The following is a 17239-nucleotide window of genomic DNA, read 5'->3' as shown; positions in this document are numbered from 1 at the left end:
TTGAATACTACCTCTATTCATGATGATGATGCAGAAGGCTAGTTTGAAGACTCTTACGATTGCATAATTCTCTGCACGGAATATACATCCCTCACACGCTTTATCTTCTCAACAACTGCATGAAGATGCTCGATATTGCGAATCAAAATGGTCATGTGAATGATCGCCATCTTGTTTTTGTCAGAACGTCCTGAAACCGCCGAAATCACCGTCTTGCTCTCCGATACGGCCTGCAGCACTTCATTCAGGAAACCGAAACGGTCATGTCCTGTAATTTCAATTTCAACGTTGTAATTAGCTTCAATGGAATCCGCCCACTCCACCTCTATGACGCGATTCCCTTCCTCACCGCTGTCAGCAGCAGGGATATTGGTGCAATCCAACCGATGGATCGATACCCCTCTGCCCCTCGTAATATATCCGATAATCTGATCCCCTGGAACCGGATTACAGCAGCGGGCGAAACGAACCAGAAGGTTGTCCACTCCTTTGACACGAACGCCATGCGTAGGCCGCCCTTTGCGCTCTGATGGGGCAGACTTCAGCTCTTTGACTTCCTCTGTGAGCTGCAGGGCTTGCTGGCGCGCTTCCTCCTGCTGCTTACGCAGCTTCTCCGTCAATCGGGTTACGATCTGAGCAGCTGTAATGCCGCTAAAGCCGACCGCCGAATACATATCCTCAATCTCGTTGAAGTTGAATTTCTTCGCGACCTCCATTAGGTCGTCATCCTTCATCAAGGTCGGAGGATCAATTCCAAGACGTTTCAACTCGCGCTCAATCGCATCCTTGCCCTTCTCGACGTTCTCTTCCCGCTTTTCCTTCTTGAACCATTGCCGAATTTTCGTACGCGCATGAGAAGACTGGGCCAGCTTGATCCAATCCTGACTGGGGCCATATGAATGCTTGGACGTTAAAATTTCTACGATATCTCCGGTTTGAAGACGGAAATCCAACGGAACAATACGTCCATTAACCTTCGCGCCAATCGTCCGGTTGCCGACCTCCGTATGAATCCGATATGCAAAATCAAGCGGTACCGAACCGGCAGGAAGCTCTATAACTTCCCCCTTAGGGGTAAACACAAACACAAGATCGGAGAAAAAGTCCATCTTCAACGACTCGACGAATTCGGAAGCATCCTGAGCATCCTGCTGTAGCTCCAATATCTCTCGGAACCAATTCATCTTGTCCTCAAAGCTGCCCGATGGAACCATACTGCCTTCCTTATATGCCCAATGGGCCGCAATCCCGTACTCGGACGTTTTATGCATCTCGAACGTTCGAATCTGTACCTCAAGCGGTTCACCCTTGGGGCCAATAACGGTGGTATGCAACGATTGATACATATTGGGCTTCGGCATCGCGATATAATCCTTGAACCGCCCGGGCATAGGTTTCCAAAGCGTATGAATAATCCCAAGCGTTGCATAGCAATCCTTAATATTGTCAACAATGATTCGGAGCGCCAAAAGGTCATAAATTTCATTAAATTGCTTGTTGCGCGCCGTCATCTTTTTATAAATGCTGTAAATATGCTTCGGACGACCTGAGATATCGCTATCAATTCCCATTTCAGACAGCTTCTCGTTAACGGTTGCAATAACGTCCTCGATATATTTCTCCCGTTCGGTCCGTTTCTTCTGCATTAAATTAACGATACGATAATACTGCTGAGGGTTTAAATAGCGAAGAGCGATGTCCTCCATCTCCCACTTGATCGCCGAGATCCCAAGCCGATGAGCAATCGGACAAAATATCTCCAGCGTTTCATCCGCTATCCGCCGCTGAGCTTCTTCCGATTGATGCTTAAGCGTACGCATATTATGTAGGCGATCGGCCAGTTTGATCAAAATGACGCGAATATCCTGTGCCATCGCCACAAACATTTTACGATAGTTTTCGTTTTGCTGCTCTTCTTTGGTTTTAAATTTGATTTTCTCGAGCTTGGTCAGACCGTCCACCAGCATAGCGCAGGTTTTGCCGAATTTTTCATTTACGGTTTCCAGAGAAACGGTCGTATCCTCAACCACATCATGAAGCAATGCGGCAATAATCGAAGTTGTATCCATCTGCATGTTGACCAATATTTCCGCTACGGCCAACGGATGCAATATATAAGGCTCCCCTGATTTGCGAACCTGGCCCGAATGAGCCTGTTCAGCGAACTCGTAGGCTTCTCTTATACGCTTCAGATCATTTTCTTTTAAATAGCCGGACGCCTTCTCAAGAAGCTGCTCAATGCCCATTCGTTTATCCATTCCCTTAATTCGATTTTAATCCATTATGCCTTTGAAATAGGCGCTACGTCAACTTATTTGCGTCATTTCGACACACTTTGTCGAAAAATTTCTAGGTTTTGCTAAGTGGTGTGTGAACTTCTCTATTTTTATAACTTTTTAAGCGAATTCAGAATGATTTCGCGTCGTTCTCGAATATAGCTTTGGATCAGTTGAGGCTCGCCATCAAAGACGGATAAAGACCATTTGCGCATGGAGTCTTCATAGATATGGGGAGCAATGCTTTCATACATCCGTTGGACGACAGGCTGAATTTTTCTCACGGTTAAATGCTGCTTAACAATAGAGCGTAATATGACTTTATAACGATTGCGAACACTTGGATAGGATAGTAGTTTTTTCGTTAGCTGATTATAGCCCTCTACCTCAACCAGGTCACTTCCGCACTTTTTACCATAACAGTTGCGTCCCCATGTTCCTTCATAGTCCCAAGGGATCATGCGATACTTCATTGTTTTCCTGTGACGGTAGACGGCATAATTTTGATCGAACCCGTCATAATTTCCTGTACAGACGGCCCCCGCCAGCCAGCGGAGATAGTTTTCGATATCTACTCGCTCCTTCAAGTATCGACCTAAATTTGCACCCTTAAGCGTGTTCAGATTCATAATGAACGATTTCCATTGCTGGCGATCCGATTCAGTCCCCAGCATTTGTTCATACCCGTTGAATAAGGACGATTTTCTGCGCTGCGTATCAGGGTTTATTAAGGTTAGATCTGCATTATCATTAACCGCATAGAACAAAGATTTAACAGAAATGTTCCGGCTTCGGAAAAAAAGCCTATCCACACCTTCAATCTCCAAATAGACTCCAAGACTTTGCCCGTTCAGTTTCAGCAAGCAGTGACGGGTCCTAGGACTCGGCACCCCGATCCATTGAAAAAATTGAAATGACAACGCGTTGCGAATCATGGAAGGATCATCAAATTCGGCATTATAGTGATACGTTTTGCCGTTCCGCACAACCTCGTATGATTTTTTAGGATAATCGCGCGTATGACCTCCCCGGTAGCGTAGGAGGATGGGCTCTTTTTTCCCTTGAATAAGCATATGGGCTCTGACGTATTTTTCACTCCATACGTTTCTCTGCAGAGTTGAACGCTCTTCATCCCCAATCACAATAGACCGAGTAGAAAGTTCCATGGAACGATTCCGCCTTTCTTTATAAAGCAAAAAGCCTATCAAATACTTGATAGACTTTTGTAGGTAATTCACCTTATGCGGTTGTGATCTTAGCCGTCACGGCACTTGTTCCCATGCAAACAAATGCCGCCTTGAGACTAGCAGCTGGAATGTCTTCTGCTTTTATTGCAGTTGTCGTGCTTACTGCTGCGGTTGCCTCTACTTACATTACTGCGGTTGTCTGTTCTACTGCAGTGATCGTGTTTGCTACTGCGGTTGTCTGTTCTACTACAGTGATCGTGTTTGCTACTGCGGTTGTCATTTCTACTGCAATGCTCGTGTTTATTGCTGTGGTTGCCTCTACTTACATTACTGCGGTTGTCTGTTCTACTGCAGTGATCGTGCTTACTGCTGCGGTTGCCTCTACTTACATTACTTCGGTTGTCTGTTCTACTGCAGTGCTCGTGTTTACTGCTGCGGTTGCCTCTACTTACATTACTGCGGTTGTCTGTTCTACTGCAGTTATCGTGCTTGCTGCTGCGGTTACCTCTGCTTCCCCCACTACGATTGCCGCCGCTACCACAACTGCGGTTACCTTTGCTTCCTCCGCTGCGTTTTCCTCCTGGACCTGGCATACTAAACTACCTCCTCTACTAGGATAGTTCAGTCTATGAAAACAGGACTTTAATTGAACTAGACAATAGCTTGTCAGCTGAAAAATATACAGATTCCCCCTAGCAAATCGTCCTATCACAAGCTCTCATAGATAGAAGTGGAACTTCTATCAAATATAGATTGACAACTAGTACCAAGATTTGCCGGATACATATATATAAATTATGAATTCCCTATCATGATTAATGAAAGGAGGTCGCTGCCTATGAATTAATTCACTAGCAGGCAGCGTGCACGTGAAGTCCAAACGCCAGGTAGTCCTACGACCCAAGGTAGAGTGTTAAGTAGTTTAGAAGCCACTAAGAAATTACGAAAGAATAATTAATTATGAATAGTTTGAGAGGGGAATGTACAATGAATCAATTTCATCACATGGTGTCCGATATGATGTCTAATAAGTCTCACAGCTCCAGTGGGAGTCATCACAGATCAACCGGCTCTCACTCTTCCTCTGGAAATATGATGTCCAGCCTGCTAGGAACGCATGTCAAAGTGAACCGCGGTGGCCCTGATTCCGTAGTCGGTGTATTGGTCTCATCCCAAAATGGATTTATCGTATTAAGTTGTGTAGAAGGAATTGTGTATATTAATCGCTCTCACATAAAAAGCATTACGCAAATGGGTTCAGGAGGAAACCGAAGCGGCAGATCTCGTGGTATGGTGAAAATTATTCAGGCAGGCACGTTCAATCAGCTGCTGCAAAAAATGCGCCACAAATTTGTTCAAATCAATCGGGGAGGTCCTGAGAAGGTTGAAGGCTTCATAGCTGATATCGCTGACGATTTCGTGTTGATCGTTATTAACAGGGAGCTTGTCCGCATTCCCGTTTTCCATATCAAAACGATTAGTATTTCTGGAAGAAGCTCTAGCCACGGCGGAAATAACCAAAATAAAAGCGGTAGCAACAATAACAAAAGCAACAACAATAATAAAAGCAATAGAAACAATAGTAAAAACAAAAGTTGCGACAACAATAAAAACAACAGTAACAATAGATGCGATTGCAGAAACAGAAACTCCAGCAACAATAAAAAATCCAACAACAAAAAGCGCTAACGGTATTTTCATTTTTAGCAACAAGTCTGTGAGCTCTAATGCTTGACTCATTTGAATGGATGACATTAACCGTCCTTTTTATGACGGTTGTTTTTCTAATAGGATGTTTGCGCAATAAGAGCGAAGCCGTTCCTGCTGAGGTAGGCGCTATCATTATCATACTATGGGGTCTGGTACCCTCTACAGAGCTGAGCCATTTAGCATCTATGTTATCCGGACCATTCCTGATGATAGTATCAACCTTTATCATGGCAGCTGTTCTGGATAGCATTGGCTTTTATCGTAAAATTTACACTCAGATTCTTCACAGCTCCCAAAGCTCTGGAATCCTGCTGTATTGGTATTTATTGCTGTTCTGTTTCTTGATGACCATGCTTTTTAATCCATACAGCAGCATTTGGTTTACGACCCCCGTCATCCTGCAGCTTACAAATGCATTAAGGCTGCAGCCGCATCAACAATTCCCTTATCTCCTTTCAGGGGTGCTGATATGCATGCTTTCCGGCACCCCGATTGGGATAAGCAGTATGCAGAGCTTATGGAATCTCGATATGAATGGACTGGACTGGACGTCATACTCCATGCTGCTCGTTTCTTCCATCCTTGCTGCTAGTTGTTCCGTCCTGATGCTATTTCTTTGTTTCTACAAAGTGCTTCCAAAGCACCTTGATGTACCGATCTCTATGTCGATCTTATCCACACGTGCACCGATACGGCATGGATACTATCGCTTGAAAACAGTAGCGAGATGGATCGATGAGGAAGATGCAGCGACACAAGCACAGTTAACTCCGAATGTTGGAAATCATGATTTTCCGAATACTTGTCTGTTCCGCCTTTGTGCGGCTGTGGTCATTATTTCCAAGGCAGCAGTGCTGTTAGGAATGGAGCAGGGTATGCCCGGAGAATGGTTTGCCTTATCCGGTGCAGTATTAATAATCGTTATTGGCTGGCTCCAAACGGGAGTCGGTGGTACTTTATCCATCATGAAGCATATCCCTTGGCAGCTGATGATTATTTGCTGGAGCACTCTTTTCATCGTATATGCCTTTGAACTAAGTGGTATCACCACTGCGCTGTGGAGCTTGCTAAAAGAGCTACCATTGACCGTACAGCTGCAAATCAGCCTTGGAATGGAAGTCCACTCATCTGCTATCTCACGCATCATATCGCCTGCTTCTTTAATCTTGGTAGGGGCTCTCACCATTACAGGAACTTTTGTTAGCTGGATGCTCGCATTACGACAAAATCATACGATCATTTCATGGAAGCCATACATTAAAGTGATTTGCATTATACTGCCTGTTGGCTTGATGATAAATCTTATCTGCATCTATGTATGGATCCGCCTGATATAGTCAATGGAATTTACACCCCAACCTTTAAGAATAGGAGGTGCTTTATGACCATCTTGAACGCATTGCTTGACAAACCGGTAGAACTTTTTGTATCAGGTAAAAAAACGCCAATCCGTGGAAAACTCATCAATTTGGGCAGTGATATTATGGTACTCTACAACGGCCAGCAATTTCTATACATCCCGCTTCTGCACTTGCAGCAATTGACATTGTACGAGGATAGCAAGGACGATGCCGAGATTACGGTCCCAACAGACCTGCCTTTTGAAGATCACAAGGATATTTCATATCGCAAAATTTTGATGAATGCCAAAGGTGTCTTTACGGAGATTTACACAAGCGGGAATCAATCGCTGCATGGTTATGTTACAAGCATAATGAATGACTATTTCGTCTTTTACTCCCCGGTGTATCACGTAGTATATATCCCAATGCAGCATATGAAATATCTCATACCTTACGATCCTAATGTGACGCCGTACTCATTGAAGCAGGAACGCTTTCCTTTAAGTCCTTCCACCATCACACTGGCAAGAACATTCGATCAACAGCTCAAAAAACTGGAAGGTCAATTCGTCGTGCTTGATATCGGAGAAAATCCTAATAAAATCGGTCAGCTTAAATCGTTGAATAACGGCCTGCTTGAACTGATTGCAGCAGGAGGAGAGACACTTTTCCTTCATATGGAGCATATTAAATCGGTTCATTTGCCATAATAAAATAAAACAAGGTCCTCCGCTTCTTATGCAGAGGACCTTGCTTCGTAAAATGCAGAATACCTTATCATGTCTAATGATTAAGCTCCCAAGTAATACGCAGTCCCTCAAGAACAAGGTCTGGATGCGTATACTGAATGGTTTTGGATTCGGGAGATATCAATTCCGACAATCCCCCGGATGCGACTACCGTGAAGGGCAGATCCATTTCTTCCCTGATTCTCGTCACAATACCGTCTACTTGCCCAGCTATTCCGTTGACAATCCCATAGGTCATGCTTGATGCCGTATCATGAGTAAGATGCCTTTGCGGGCTTGTAATACTGACGGTCGGTAATTGCGCCGTTCTTTCGTACATCGCTTCAGCGGAGATAACGCCTCCAGGAAGAATAGCTCCGCCTATAAATTCGTTATGCTCGTTGACAACGCTAATGGTTGTCGCAGTCCCTAATCCGATGACGATGACGGGAGCTTTGTAAAGATGAATTGCCGCAATAGCGCTTGCGATCCGGTCTGCCCCCACCTGCGCAGGATGGTCCGTCATAATTTTCAAACCCGTTTTAATACCGGGGCCGAGCTCAAGCGGAGTGATTCCTAGTTTACTCCGACACACTTCTCTGACAGCCGTCATGAGAGGAGGCACTACAGAGCTGATAATAATTCCGCTTAATCGCCCGAAATCAAAACCGCTCTGTACAAATAGCTGATTCCATATTATCCACAATTCTTCTACTGTCATTTCTCTTTGTGTTGTAATTCGCCAGAAATGATCCATATGGTTGTCTTTGTATACCGCTATTTTCGTATTGGTATTGCCGACATCTATTACTAATAGTCCCGATTTCATAACTTGTCCTCCAGCAACATTTCTTCCTGCGCTCGCTTTATTCATATTATATACAATCCGGACAAGAGCGCCAATCGACTCGAGATTATAAAGCCGTGCTAAAATCGACAGCTTTCATATTATTTTCTGTCGTAATGTAGTAAAATAATACTATATGTCAAATTAGATAGGAGACAGGTTAGATGAGCAAAGAACAAGACACTACTGTATTGTTAAGTAAGCTTCTGTGTGTGGGCCGTCAATTAAAGCGCTCTCTGCAAGCTATGAACACCGATCCGCACCTAAATAACTCAACATTATCCGTCATTTTTCAGCTTGAGCACCACTCCATGAAAATGAATGATATTGCTGACTACTTGTGCATTACATTAGGCGCGGCAACCAGTCTCGTTGATAAGCTGGAACGTCAGCACATTGTAGAACGGATTCGTTCCGTTGAAGACCGTCGTATTATTTACGTACAGCTCACGGAAATTGGTAAAGAGAAAGTAGTAGCTATGCGTAATCATATATTAAACGAAGCCAAAGTCATTTTTAATACTGTTTCCGATGAGGACTTACGGAATTACATCCACTTGGCAGGCAGTATGGAAGCGTTGTTAATTTCTTATAATGAGAATGTAAATAAGCAAATTTAAATCGTCTGCTTCAAATGCAACTTGATGGTACTCCTCATTGAAAACGTTATCACTACTACTCCCTCTGATTCGTATAGTCCATCGTACAGAGCATTCAAACGAATAAACCTCATTTTGGGGTACAACGAATAAAACCGCTTCAGCATCCGTTCGTACCGGAGTGAAGCGGTTCTTTATCATTTCACAGTCTGCTTTACAGCCGATAAAATCGGGACGCATTAAGGCCGAATACATCCTCCAGATCGGATACTGATAACGTGTTGGGAAGTGTAAGCTCCAGCAGCTTGTACACCTCATCGTATTCAGCCGCAATCAAACAAACGGGCCAGTCACTACCATACATCACTCTTTGAGGGCCGAATTGTGAAACCACATGATGAACATAAGGAATGAAGTGCTCTTTCTGCCAGTTCAGGTGATCGGCTTCCGTTACCATCCCGGATAGCTTGCAATAAATGTTCGGATTTTCTGAGGCAATTTGAGCTATGTATGTTTTCCATGGCTCCAACTGCTGTTCGGAAATGATAGGCTTTGCTATATGATCGATAACCCCGCGAAGATTAGGCAGCAGCTTCAGCAGCTTTGCGGTAGCCTCCAGTTGGTGGGTTTTGATCAGCAAATCAATGGGAAACTGCTCCTGCTCGAAGAATCGCAGCGCTTCCAAAACCGCAGGTCGGAATGCATATTCCATATCGATATCCTGCAGCATGATCCTAATCCCCTTGAAATATGGATTTTGCTTCAGCCTTGCATACTGCTCCTTATAGCTCTCATCCTCCAGATCAAGCCATCCTACAACCCCTGCGATCGTTTCACTCTTCTCTGCCAAGCTAAGCATGAATTCCGTCTCAGCTAAAGTAGGAGCCGCCTGCACAACTACGGTCTTGTTAATTCCGTTTGCCTTCAAGTGCTCATTCAACTGCTCAGGCAAAAAGTCTTTGTACAACACGGTTGATTCCGGTGTTAGCCAGTCATAGTCCCCACGGTCCAGCTTCCAGTAATGCTGGTGCGCATCGATTCTCAACTTGTATTCCTCCTCTTACCCTGCTTATGTTTCCGAATGATTAGCCTTACTTGTCTGATGATAATATATGTTCTTCCTTTAGACAACACCAAGCTTCAGCCCTAAGCCCATTTTCGAATAACCGATTGACAGGTAAAATCGACCGTGTTATAGTTTTGATTAATTTAGTGAACCAAAGACAGTGATGGGGAAAGTAAACAAGGCAGACCTCAAAGAGACCCGGGGATGGTGAGAACCTGGGAGTGAAGCCTGATTGAAAGCCGCCCCGGAGTCGCCCTCTGAACTTTACAGTAGGAGAAGGACGGTCTTCCGCCGTTATCGGAAAGAGTGGACATTTTATTGTCAATTAGGGTGGTACCGCGTGAGCTAAGCTCTCGTCCCTTTCCGGGGATGGGGGCTTTTTTTGTTGTCTATACACATCTCCCGGAAGCACCTGTTTCCTTTTTACTTGTTAAATGGCTTTGGATCCAGCCGTCTAGCGTTTAAAGGGTTGGCTATATTATGTCAATTAGGGTGGTATCGCGTGAGTTCAAGCTCTCGTCCCTTTCCAGGGGCGGGGGCTTTTTATTTTGAAGAAAGCTGGTGAACGTTATGAATATGAATTGGTCCAATCGCATTTCTCCAACGGTTAGGGATCTTCCCCCCTCAGGTATTCGTCGTTTTTTTGACTTAGTGGCAGAGATGAAAGGCGTCATTTCACTAGGGGTAGGCGAGCCTGATTTTGTAACACCATGGAATATTAGAGAAAACGGCATCGATTCCCTGCGCAAGGGCTACACCATGTACACTTCCAATGCAGGATTGCTTGAGCTCAGAGAGGAAATAGCCCTACACTTGCACGGAAGCCATGGGGTTACGTATGAGCCACGAAATGAGGTTCTCGTTACCGTCGGCGTCAGTGAAGCAGTGGATTTGGCATTAAGAGCCATTCTCCATCCCGGGGACGAAGTACTGATTGCGGAGCCTTGCTATGTATCGTACTCTCCCTGCACGATCATGGCAGGTGGCGTTCCGGTGCCTCTAAGCACAAGTGCAGACAATGAATTTAGAATTACCGCTGAGCAGGTTGAAGCTGCGATAACTCCTAGAACCAAGGCGCTGCTAATCAATTACCCGAATAATCCAACTGGAGCAACGATGCCAAGGGAAGAGCTTGAGAAAATTGCAAAAGTAGTGGAGAAATACGATTTAATCGTTATTTCTGATGAAGTGTATGAAAAATTGACCTATGTTGGCCAGCATACCTGCTTCGCTGAGCTGCCTGGTATGAGAGACCGTACGATCCTGTTAAACGGATTCTCCAAAGCTTACGCAATGACCGGCTGGAGACTAGGCTATGCTTGCGGACATTCGGAAGTCATTGCAGCTATGACCAAGATTCATCAATACACGATGATTTGCGCACCCATCACAACTCAGAGGGCAGCTATCGAAGCGCTTCGCAACGGCTCTCATGAGGTGAATGAAATGGTCGCTTCCTACGATCAACGCAGACGACTTATACTAAAAGGCTTTGAAGAAATCGGTCTCCCCTGCTTCGAGCCTAAGGGTGCCTTTTATGCCTTCCCTTCAATACAACATACAGGCCTGACTTCCGAGCAATTTGCCGATCAACTGCTGGAGGAGAAGAAGGTAGCTGTCGTCCCTGGCAATGTGCTAGGTTCATGCGGTGAAGGACATATTCGCTGCTCCTACGCTTCTTCAATCCAAAATATTACTGAGGCAATCGAACGAATGGGAAGCTTTGTACAGCGGTTTAAGTAAGGAGTACCCCTAATGATAAAAACAATCGCCCCAGGTATCGCAGCCTGCTTTGAGGCTGTGATACTTAAGGAGCGATTGCTTCACTCGCTAATGATGCTGACTAGCTTATTTTTTCTTCAAGCTATCCAGAAGCTTATTGGCTTCCTCTTCTGCTGTACGCATGAAGGTATTGATATCCATATCACCCGTGGATAGCTTGTTCAAGTTTTTCGTGTAAGTACCGAGGATGGCCACTTGGCTCTCTTGGATGGTTTTATCGGCAATAGCCGGGAATTTGTTATAGAAGAACGCGCCATAGTTTTTTCCTTTAAAAGCACTTTCTTGTCCCAATGCTTTTTGAATCGACTCGTTTTTCAAAGTCGTCATAATACCTTTCTTGGAATAGTCCATTTGGTATTCATCTGAAGTTAAGAACTTAATGACTTCCATCGCAGCATCTTTGTCTTTAGCCATTTTCGTTACGGCGAAATAACCCGGGTACGATTGCGGTCCTACTCCTGGAGCATCCGGCATAGTAGGCTCAGATACAACATCCCAGTTAAACTTGGACAATTCGTCCTTCATAACTTGAGGCAGTATCGGTGAGGAGATGAACATAGCCAAGGATTGATCTTTAGCAAACTGGTTCAAATCTAGAATTTTGCCTTTATTGTTGGCCATCGCTTTTTGGTACACCGGATTTTGAGTTGGCTGAAGCAGCTGCAAATCCAATATTTGCTTCCATTTTTCGTTCGAAATGTTCGAGCGCAGATCTTTATTAAGCAGCGGCAGCGAATACTGGTTGACCAGGAACAGGTGATTAACGGAAGGCGAGAATCCTGTGTAGGTCACTCCGTCCTTCTCTACGTTAAGTTTTTTGGCGATCTCATTCAGCTCGACCCAAGTCATGCCGTCTTTTGGATAAGGAACGTTCAGCTTATCGAAAATGTCCTTGTTATAAAATAACGCCATCCGTTCATTATAGACAGGGAGTCCATAAATCGCCCCATTCCCCAACTGCTTCATGGCATCGATCAAAGAAGGCTCGAAACGGCTCAAATCTATCTGATGCTTCTTTATCAGCTCCGTCATGTCATAGCTGAGCTCGAATACCATATTACTCGCAGGGAACGAACCGATAGAATCCCACTGGATATCGATTCTTTGACCGGCATTTATCAAATCCTGCAAGTCGCTGCCCGTTGCTCTTTGTATGTATTTGATCGTATAGTTCGGAAACTTTTTACGAATCGCATCACCGTAGCGATCATTAAAGCTGGCCTCGGAGTCACGGCTCATTGAATAGAACACCAGCTCCACAGGCTCCTTGTTTTCCTTTACTGTCGTATCTTTCGCATCTGGAGCACTGGCACCGTTACTTCCTCCGCCACAAGCGGTTGCAAACATACTTACTGCGGCCAATGCCGCCAAAGTACCTACTATTTTCTTTTTCATATTGCGATTCCCCTTCACATTTATTCCATATAGTGAAAAATATTACATAAAAAATTTGCACAAAAGCCCGCTCAAAAAAAGTCGAACGAGCCTTGTGCTTTATCTGTGGTGTATTCGTTATTGATGTACCGCTGCAGCTGCAGCTGCGGCTTTCTCTAAAGAGCTGCTAATTAATTCCATGCACACAATAGCATTAAGCGACCATTGGGAGATGGTGTTGGTAGCGATCCAAGGAATTTCCTTGATCGGTCTGATGTATTCCAGGGTTTCTACCGGTTTTGTAATATCCGTAAGATTGACCTGACCTACTTCATCTTTGAGCAAGATGCTCCATGCAAGCTCAGCCAACGCTTCATCCTTGTTATGGACGGAAGCATATGCCGCAATACCGGTTGAGAACATAGGCCATGCATAGCCTCCGTTACCAAGGGAACCAACCAGCTTAGCCCGTTTCTCTTCCCTAGGCAAATTGTAGAATGCTCCGATCTCGACTAACATGCTCTCCCATTCAGCATCCTTAAGCATAAGAACGAGCTCCATCCAAACCTGCGGACCGCCCATACAAATAGCCAAATGACCACCGGCATTGTTCCCCATATCGTAAAGCTTACCGGTTTTCGGATCATAGCCGTGAACAGCCAAGTTTTTCATCCGGTTTGGCATGTTTTTCAAGCTTTCTATGCCGACCAACAGCTTATCGCGATAAGTCGTATCCTCATGTCGCTCCCATCGGGTCATCCAGTTCGAGCTGAAGGCAGCCCAATCCGGACCTACACGTGCATGGGTCGGATACTCGTCTTTAGGGAAATAATAGCGCATCGGATCTAAATGAGCGGTCGTGTAATCGGAATCGGTCACTTCATCCATGATATCCCCGATTCGCTCGTCTGCCGTCAAGTAATAGAAGAACCGGTGTAACCCTGCCATACCAATCCGCGCTTCCTTGCAGCCGCAGCCCCAATGGATAACATTGTGACGGGAGCCTAGCCCGGAATATTCGCCAAAGTGGTACAAATCTACTTCACTTGTATGACGTGTCATAGCTTCAGCCAGACGGAATATATCTTCGCGCCCGGAACGAAGGAACATATACCAGAGCCACATATTCGGCACTAGCTCCGTATTTTGCCATGCGCAGCCTCCGATATCGTAACGCCAAGTATGACGCGTAGGATCATAGCCATGCATCACATCGCCGAAATCCCAAAAGCCATACCATCTGCGCTGCTCGATTTCCTCTTTGTAAAACTCGATAGCTGCATCCAGCTGATCTTCAATTTTGGTATGAACCGCAGTACTACGGTTCGGAAGGCTCCAGACGCCGAAAGCTTTGGCCTTGTGATAATATTCCGGCTCACAAACTAACAGAGATGGAGATTGGCATTCCAGTGCTGCTGCATGAAGAGTCTCGTGACTCGGCGTCTTGTCAAAGCACCAAATCGCCAATTCACTTGTGTTTGCAACACCAAATGGAGTGCTTCTCATTTCGTCGAATCCTTCGTAAGATGACTGTAAGTGCGTAGTTGTGTCGTAATGACGCAAATCCATTGGCTCTGCATCCGGAGACCAGAACCATACAGTCATCTCCGCTTCGTCCTTGGATGTGTGGTGAAGCTCAAGAGAGGACGGGTACTTCTTCCAGAAGTTACGCACTCCTACGCCTAGCCCACCGTTCTCGCCGCCCGCATACACCGTTCCGAGCGAACGCTGCCCGAATGCGGCGCGAATCCATGCGCAGCCTTCTTGAGTGCGTTTCGTTATCGTATACGAATCCGCTGTGCCTTGGACGAGTTTGAAGCTGTCCCATACCGCAGACTCTTCGATAAGTCCGATAAAACGTTCGTCTTCAATTGGGTCAAAGCTGACATTTTCACCCGCTGTCTGCCGTCTGAATATTTCTTCATATTTACCTGTTGTGCGAATTGTCATCAGGTGCTTAGGCGATTCGCTGAACAAGCCGCTATCTCCCGTAAACCGCACGTGACGATTATATAATGGTCCTTGCATAGGGACCTTGAACGTCATTCCAATTCCTTTGACAAAATCCATATGGGGATTGCCGTCATAAGCGAAGGTGTGAATCGCCTTGATGGCATACTGCCCGGCATAGAAATACAAGCGCAATGTGAACGGCATCCATTCCCTTACGCCGTTATTCAGCTTATGGTTACCTTCTATTTTCACAACCGCACGAACAGGTCCCTGCTGCTCCACGATAACCTTCGAAACACGGCTTGTGAATGTATGCTCCTTCAATGTCTTGCTTCCGTTAGTTACATGACGTTCCTCGCGAATACATTGAAGCTTACCATCCGAGCACACCAGCGATCCGTCGCGGTAAATAGAACGGATGATGGATTGTCCTTCGCGATTCAAACGGCAAATCATCGTGCCAGTGTCTACAACAATCGTTTCTTCGGTTTCCGTCACAGTAACTGCTGACGCAGGTGCCGCAGAAGCTCCTTTGCTAATATAATACGTGTCAGATCGGTCACCCTTAATGGAGGCAGCATGAGCCGACCACTTGACGCTTCCATCAGGCCAATATGCCGTTGGCCAGCTTTGAACGGGAACGTCTTCCCCAGTTGATCCGACTAATGTCAAGGATTCGCTGCGTTGAAGCTCTCCTTCTGCCCATGGAATCCCCCATGTGACACCTAATCCATCGGAGACATGTCCGCTTTTCCCCAGCCATTGCATTTGAATTCGTTCTGCTTGTGTACTCACCGTTTTACCCTCTCCTTTATCGATACAATCCAGCTTGAAAATGACTTTGGCACCATTTCAAGCTGGTTTAATAACTCTTGTCAATTCTGGACATACCTTGATCAGCTGCGACACAACAATCTTTGCCACTTCTCTAGCGCCCTGCTCATTAAAATGCGTGTTATCCCGAACACCATCCGGATAATTCGGATGCTCTTTAGGCTCAAGCCATACAAATAACCGCTTGGATGCTTCTGAGCCTAATGAACGGTAGAGTTCATCCGTCTTTGCTTCCATATCGATCAGAAGCACCGTCTGCTCCGACGCCAGCTTCTTCATAGCTGCCGGATAGTCCCCATGAGTCGGAACAAGAACGCCTTCGTCATTAAAGTTTCTGCGGGCTACCGAAGTGAATAAAACGGGCGTAGCCCCTTTTCTCCGAGCTGCCGCTATATATTGAAGCAAATGGTCCAAATAAGTAGTGAACGGCTCGGTATGACGCTCCGCATCCGGTTTCTGGTCGTTGTGCCCGAACTGGATAAACAAATAGTCACCCTGTTGAATATTATCCGCTATAGGTTTGAGCCGACCCTCGTCCATAAAGCTCTTCGAGCTTCTTCCACATGATGCCTCGTTGCACACCTCTGCATCGTCTGTCAGCAGTTCACCAATCATTTGTCCCCAGCCCGCCATCGGCGATTGCTCCGGCGGATAGTTAGCCGCTGTAGAATCACCGGCTATATAAATCCGAGTCTTTGGCTGCATAAGCTACCCTCTCTCCAATGCATACACATGTAAATTGGCATATTCCCCGATCATTGGGGCTAGTTGACGAAAGCCGATTTTCCCACCCTCGAGTCGCTTACCGAAGGTTTCTCCATCATCTTTCCATTGGAACACTATCAGGTCATTGATCATGAATACGATTTCATCTTTCCATTTTAACACTTTAATTTTATATGGCCCTGATGCGTCGCTAACCGAAGGAATCGGATCTCCTCCTTGAGCTACCAGGTGCAGACCGCGGCTTTTACGCAGGTTGCAGGTATGGAAGCTTCGCTCGTCAGCTTCTTTACGTCTGAAATACGATACATGATAGGCATTCATATCTCCATTATGATACTGGGGATAAATGCCTGTCCGCGGCGCAAGGCTTTCATCGAACAAATCCTCACCGTTTGCCCCTGTTGCCGAGAAAAAGGTCATGCAAAGTCCAGGTTCGCGAATCGGCCAAAAATCCCAAGTAATAGCAATCGAATCCGGGAAATTCTGAGGGCACCAGAATACAAAATTCGCCTGCTGTCCCAGCTGCGGATCCAGCACATTTTCCATCCGCATTCTTTGCTGCGGGAAGCTGATCGCCGCTTTCCCTTCCATAATAAATGGCTGCACATCTTGTTCACAGCTTAAAGGATTGTGATAGATGAGTTCTCCTAGTTGATATGGCAATGTTTCACTAATCGTAGTCATGTCTCTCCCCCTTAATCTAGTTCTTAATGTAACTGACATTGCATTTTACAGCCATTGGATATTCTTGTGAGGCGGCAATATTCCGCTTAGACTTTGTTGCATTGCTATCACTTCCTTGCACAACCTTGTG

General features: G+C 45.5%; 14 protein-coding genes and 1 other annotated feature. Of the genes, 5 read left to right on the top strand and 9 right to left on the bottom strand.

The features are described from left to right. Positions 1 to 53: 53 nt before the first annotated feature. Both BP97_RS0114710 and BP97_RS0114705 read right to left on the bottom strand, forming a co-directional pair. Entirely contained in the window at positions 54 to 2246 is a 2193-nt protein-coding gene (locus BP97_RS0114710) for a RelA/SpoT family protein (RefSeq protein WP_028549785.1), read from the bottom strand. A 140-nt stretch (positions 2247 to 2386) separates the two neighbouring features. Then, entirely contained in the window at positions 2387 to 3442 is a 1056-nt protein-coding gene (locus BP97_RS0114705) for a CotH kinase family protein (protein WP_036745892.1), read from the bottom strand. A 113-nt stretch (positions 3443 to 3555) separates the two neighbouring features. On the opposite strand from BP97_RS0114705, the gene BP97_RS0114700 reads away from it, so the two are divergent. After that, positions 3556 to 4083: a hypothetical protein gene (locus BP97_RS0114700; protein WP_156043218.1), complete on the top strand. Its 528-nt coding sequence runs from the start codon at positions 3556 to 3558 to the stop codon at positions 4081 to 4083. A 637-nt stretch (positions 4084 to 4720) separates the two neighbouring features. Here the strand turns inward: BP97_RS0114700 and BP97_RS40190 are convergent. After that, on the bottom strand, positions 4721 to 5218 hold the full coding sequence (locus tag BP97_RS40190) for a hypothetical protein (RefSeq protein WP_028549782.1): 498 nt from the start codon (positions 5216 to 5218) through the stop codon (positions 4721 to 4723). On the opposite strand from BP97_RS40190, the gene BP97_RS0114690 reads away from it, so the two are divergent. Next, positions 5191 to 6510: an SLC13 family permease gene (locus tag BP97_RS0114690; protein WP_081824179.1), complete on the top strand. Its 1320-nt coding sequence runs from the start codon at positions 5191 to 5193 to the stop codon at positions 6508 to 6510. The genes BP97_RS40190 and BP97_RS0114690 overlap by 28 nt on opposite strands. Before the next feature lie 44 nt (positions 6511 to 6554). Then, complete coding sequence (locus tag BP97_RS0114685; RefSeq protein ID WP_028549780.1) at positions 6555 to 7226, top strand: hypothetical protein; 672 nt, start codon at positions 6555 to 6557, stop codon at positions 7224 to 7226. A gap of 73 nt (positions 7227 to 7299) precedes the next feature. Here the strand turns inward: BP97_RS0114685 and BP97_RS0114680 are convergent, their stop codons facing one another. Next, a complete protein-coding gene (locus BP97_RS0114680; RefSeq protein WP_028549779.1) occupies positions 7300 to 8073 on the bottom strand; it encodes a type III pantothenate kinase in 774 nt (257 codons plus the stop codon). Between the two features lie 182 nt (positions 8074 to 8255). Between BP97_RS0114680 and BP97_RS36350 the strand changes: the two genes are divergently transcribed. Further along, positions 8256 to 8711 (top strand): MarR family winged helix-turn-helix transcriptional regulator, encoded by a 456-nt coding sequence (locus BP97_RS36350; RefSeq protein WP_051620596.1) that lies wholly within the window; start codon positions 8256 to 8258, stop codon positions 8709 to 8711. 193 nt (positions 8712 to 8904) lie between these two features. On the opposite strand, the gene BP97_RS0114670 is transcribed toward BP97_RS36350, so the two are convergent. After that, positions 8905 to 9735 carry an amidohydrolase family protein gene (locus BP97_RS0114670; RefSeq protein ID WP_028549778.1) on the bottom strand — a complete coding sequence of 277 codons (831 nt, stop codon included), beginning with the start codon at positions 9733 to 9735 and terminating at the stop codon, positions 8905 to 8907. Between the two features lie 172 nt (positions 9736 to 9907). After that, positions 9908 to 10120 (top strand) — a binding site (T-box leader). 206 nt (positions 10121 to 10326) lie between these two features. Here BP97_RS0114670 and BP97_RS0114665 point away from each other — a divergent pair. Further along, positions 10327 to 11499 carry an aminotransferase class I/II-fold pyridoxal phosphate-dependent enzyme gene (locus BP97_RS0114665; protein ID WP_197035470.1) on the top strand — a complete coding sequence of 391 codons (1173 nt, stop codon included), beginning with the start codon at positions 10327 to 10329 and terminating at the stop codon, positions 11497 to 11499. Positions 11500 to 11604: 105 nt separating this feature from the next. On the opposite strand, the gene BP97_RS0114660 is transcribed toward BP97_RS0114665, so the two are convergent. From BP97_RS0114660 to BP97_RS0114645, 4 genes are all read right to left on the bottom strand, one after another. Beyond that, positions 11605 to 12933, bottom strand: a complete 1329-nt coding sequence (locus BP97_RS0114660; protein WP_028549776.1) for an ABC transporter substrate-binding protein — start codon at positions 12931 to 12933, stop codon at positions 11605 to 11607. 117 nt (positions 12934 to 13050) lie between these two features. Beyond that, on the bottom strand, positions 13051 to 15633 hold the full coding sequence (locus BP97_RS36345) for an exo-rhamnogalacturonan lyase family protein (protein ID WP_036745933.1): 2583 nt from the start codon (positions 15631 to 15633) through the stop codon (positions 13051 to 13053). A gap of 84 nt (positions 15634 to 15717) precedes the next feature. Next, entirely contained in the window at positions 15718 to 16404 is a 687-nt protein-coding gene (locus tag BP97_RS36340) for a rhamnogalacturonan acetylesterase (protein ID WP_051620595.1), read from the bottom strand. Positions 16405 to 16407: 3 nt separating this feature from the next. Next, positions 16408 to 17109, bottom strand: a complete 702-nt coding sequence (locus BP97_RS0114645; protein WP_036745888.1) for a DUF1961 family protein — start codon at positions 17107 to 17109, stop codon at positions 16408 to 16410. Positions 17110 to 17239: the final 130 nt, after the last annotated feature.

Origin of the sequence: Paenibacillus sp. UNC451MF (assembly GCF_000686845.1) — a bacterium.
Taxonomy (GTDB): Bacteria; Bacillota; Bacilli; order Paenibacillales; family NBRC-103111; genus Paenibacillus_S.
This window is presented reverse-complemented; position numbering and strand designations above follow the sequence as displayed.

Excerpts from the sequence above, each read along its gene's own strand:
- BP97_RS0114710 (WP_028549785.1), bottom strand. The coding sequence starts at position 2,246 with ATGGGCATTGAGCAGCTTCTTGAGAAGGCGTCCGGCTATTTAAAAGAA.
- BP97_RS0114700 (WP_156043218.1), top strand. The coding sequence starts at position 3,556 with ATGCAAACAAATGCCGCCTTGAGACTAGCAGCTGGAATGTCTTCTGCT.
- BP97_RS40190 (WP_028549782.1), bottom strand. The coding sequence starts at position 5,218 with ATGTCATCCATTCAAATGAGTCAAGCATTAGAGCTCACAGACTTGTTG.
- BP97_RS0114660 (WP_028549776.1), bottom strand. The coding sequence starts at position 12,933 with ATGAAAAAGAAAATAGTAGGTACTTTGGCGGCATTGGCCGCAGTAAGT.
- BP97_RS0114705 (WP_036745892.1), bottom strand. The coding sequence starts at position 3,442 with ATGGAACTTTCTACTCGGTCTATTGTGATTGGGGATGAAGAGCGTTCA.
- BP97_RS36350 (WP_051620596.1), top strand. The coding sequence starts at position 8,256 with ATGAGCAAAGAACAAGACACTACTGTATTGTTAAGTAAGCTTCTGTGT.
- BP97_RS36340 (WP_051620595.1), bottom strand. The coding sequence starts at position 16,404 with ATGCAGCCAAAGACTCGGATTTATATAGCCGGTGATTCTACAGCGGCT.
- BP97_RS36345 (WP_036745933.1), bottom strand. The coding sequence starts at position 15,633 with ATGCAATGGCTGGGGAAAAGCGGACATGTCTCCGATGGATTAGGTGTC.
- BP97_RS0114665 (WP_197035470.1), top strand. The coding sequence starts at position 10,327 with ATGAATATGAATTGGTCCAATCGCATTTCTCCAACGGTTAGGGATCTT.
- BP97_RS0114645 (WP_036745888.1), bottom strand. The coding sequence starts at position 17,109 with ATGACTACGATTAGTGAAACATTGCCATATCAACTAGGAGAACTCATC.
- BP97_RS0114690 (WP_081824179.1), top strand. The coding sequence starts at position 5,191 with ATGCTTGACTCATTTGAATGGATGACATTAACCGTCCTTTTTATGACG.
- BP97_RS0114685 (WP_028549780.1), top strand. The coding sequence starts at position 6,555 with ATGACCATCTTGAACGCATTGCTTGACAAACCGGTAGAACTTTTTGTA.
- BP97_RS0114680 (WP_028549779.1), bottom strand. The coding sequence starts at position 8,073 with ATGAAATCGGGACTATTAGTAATAGATGTCGGCAATACCAATACGAAA.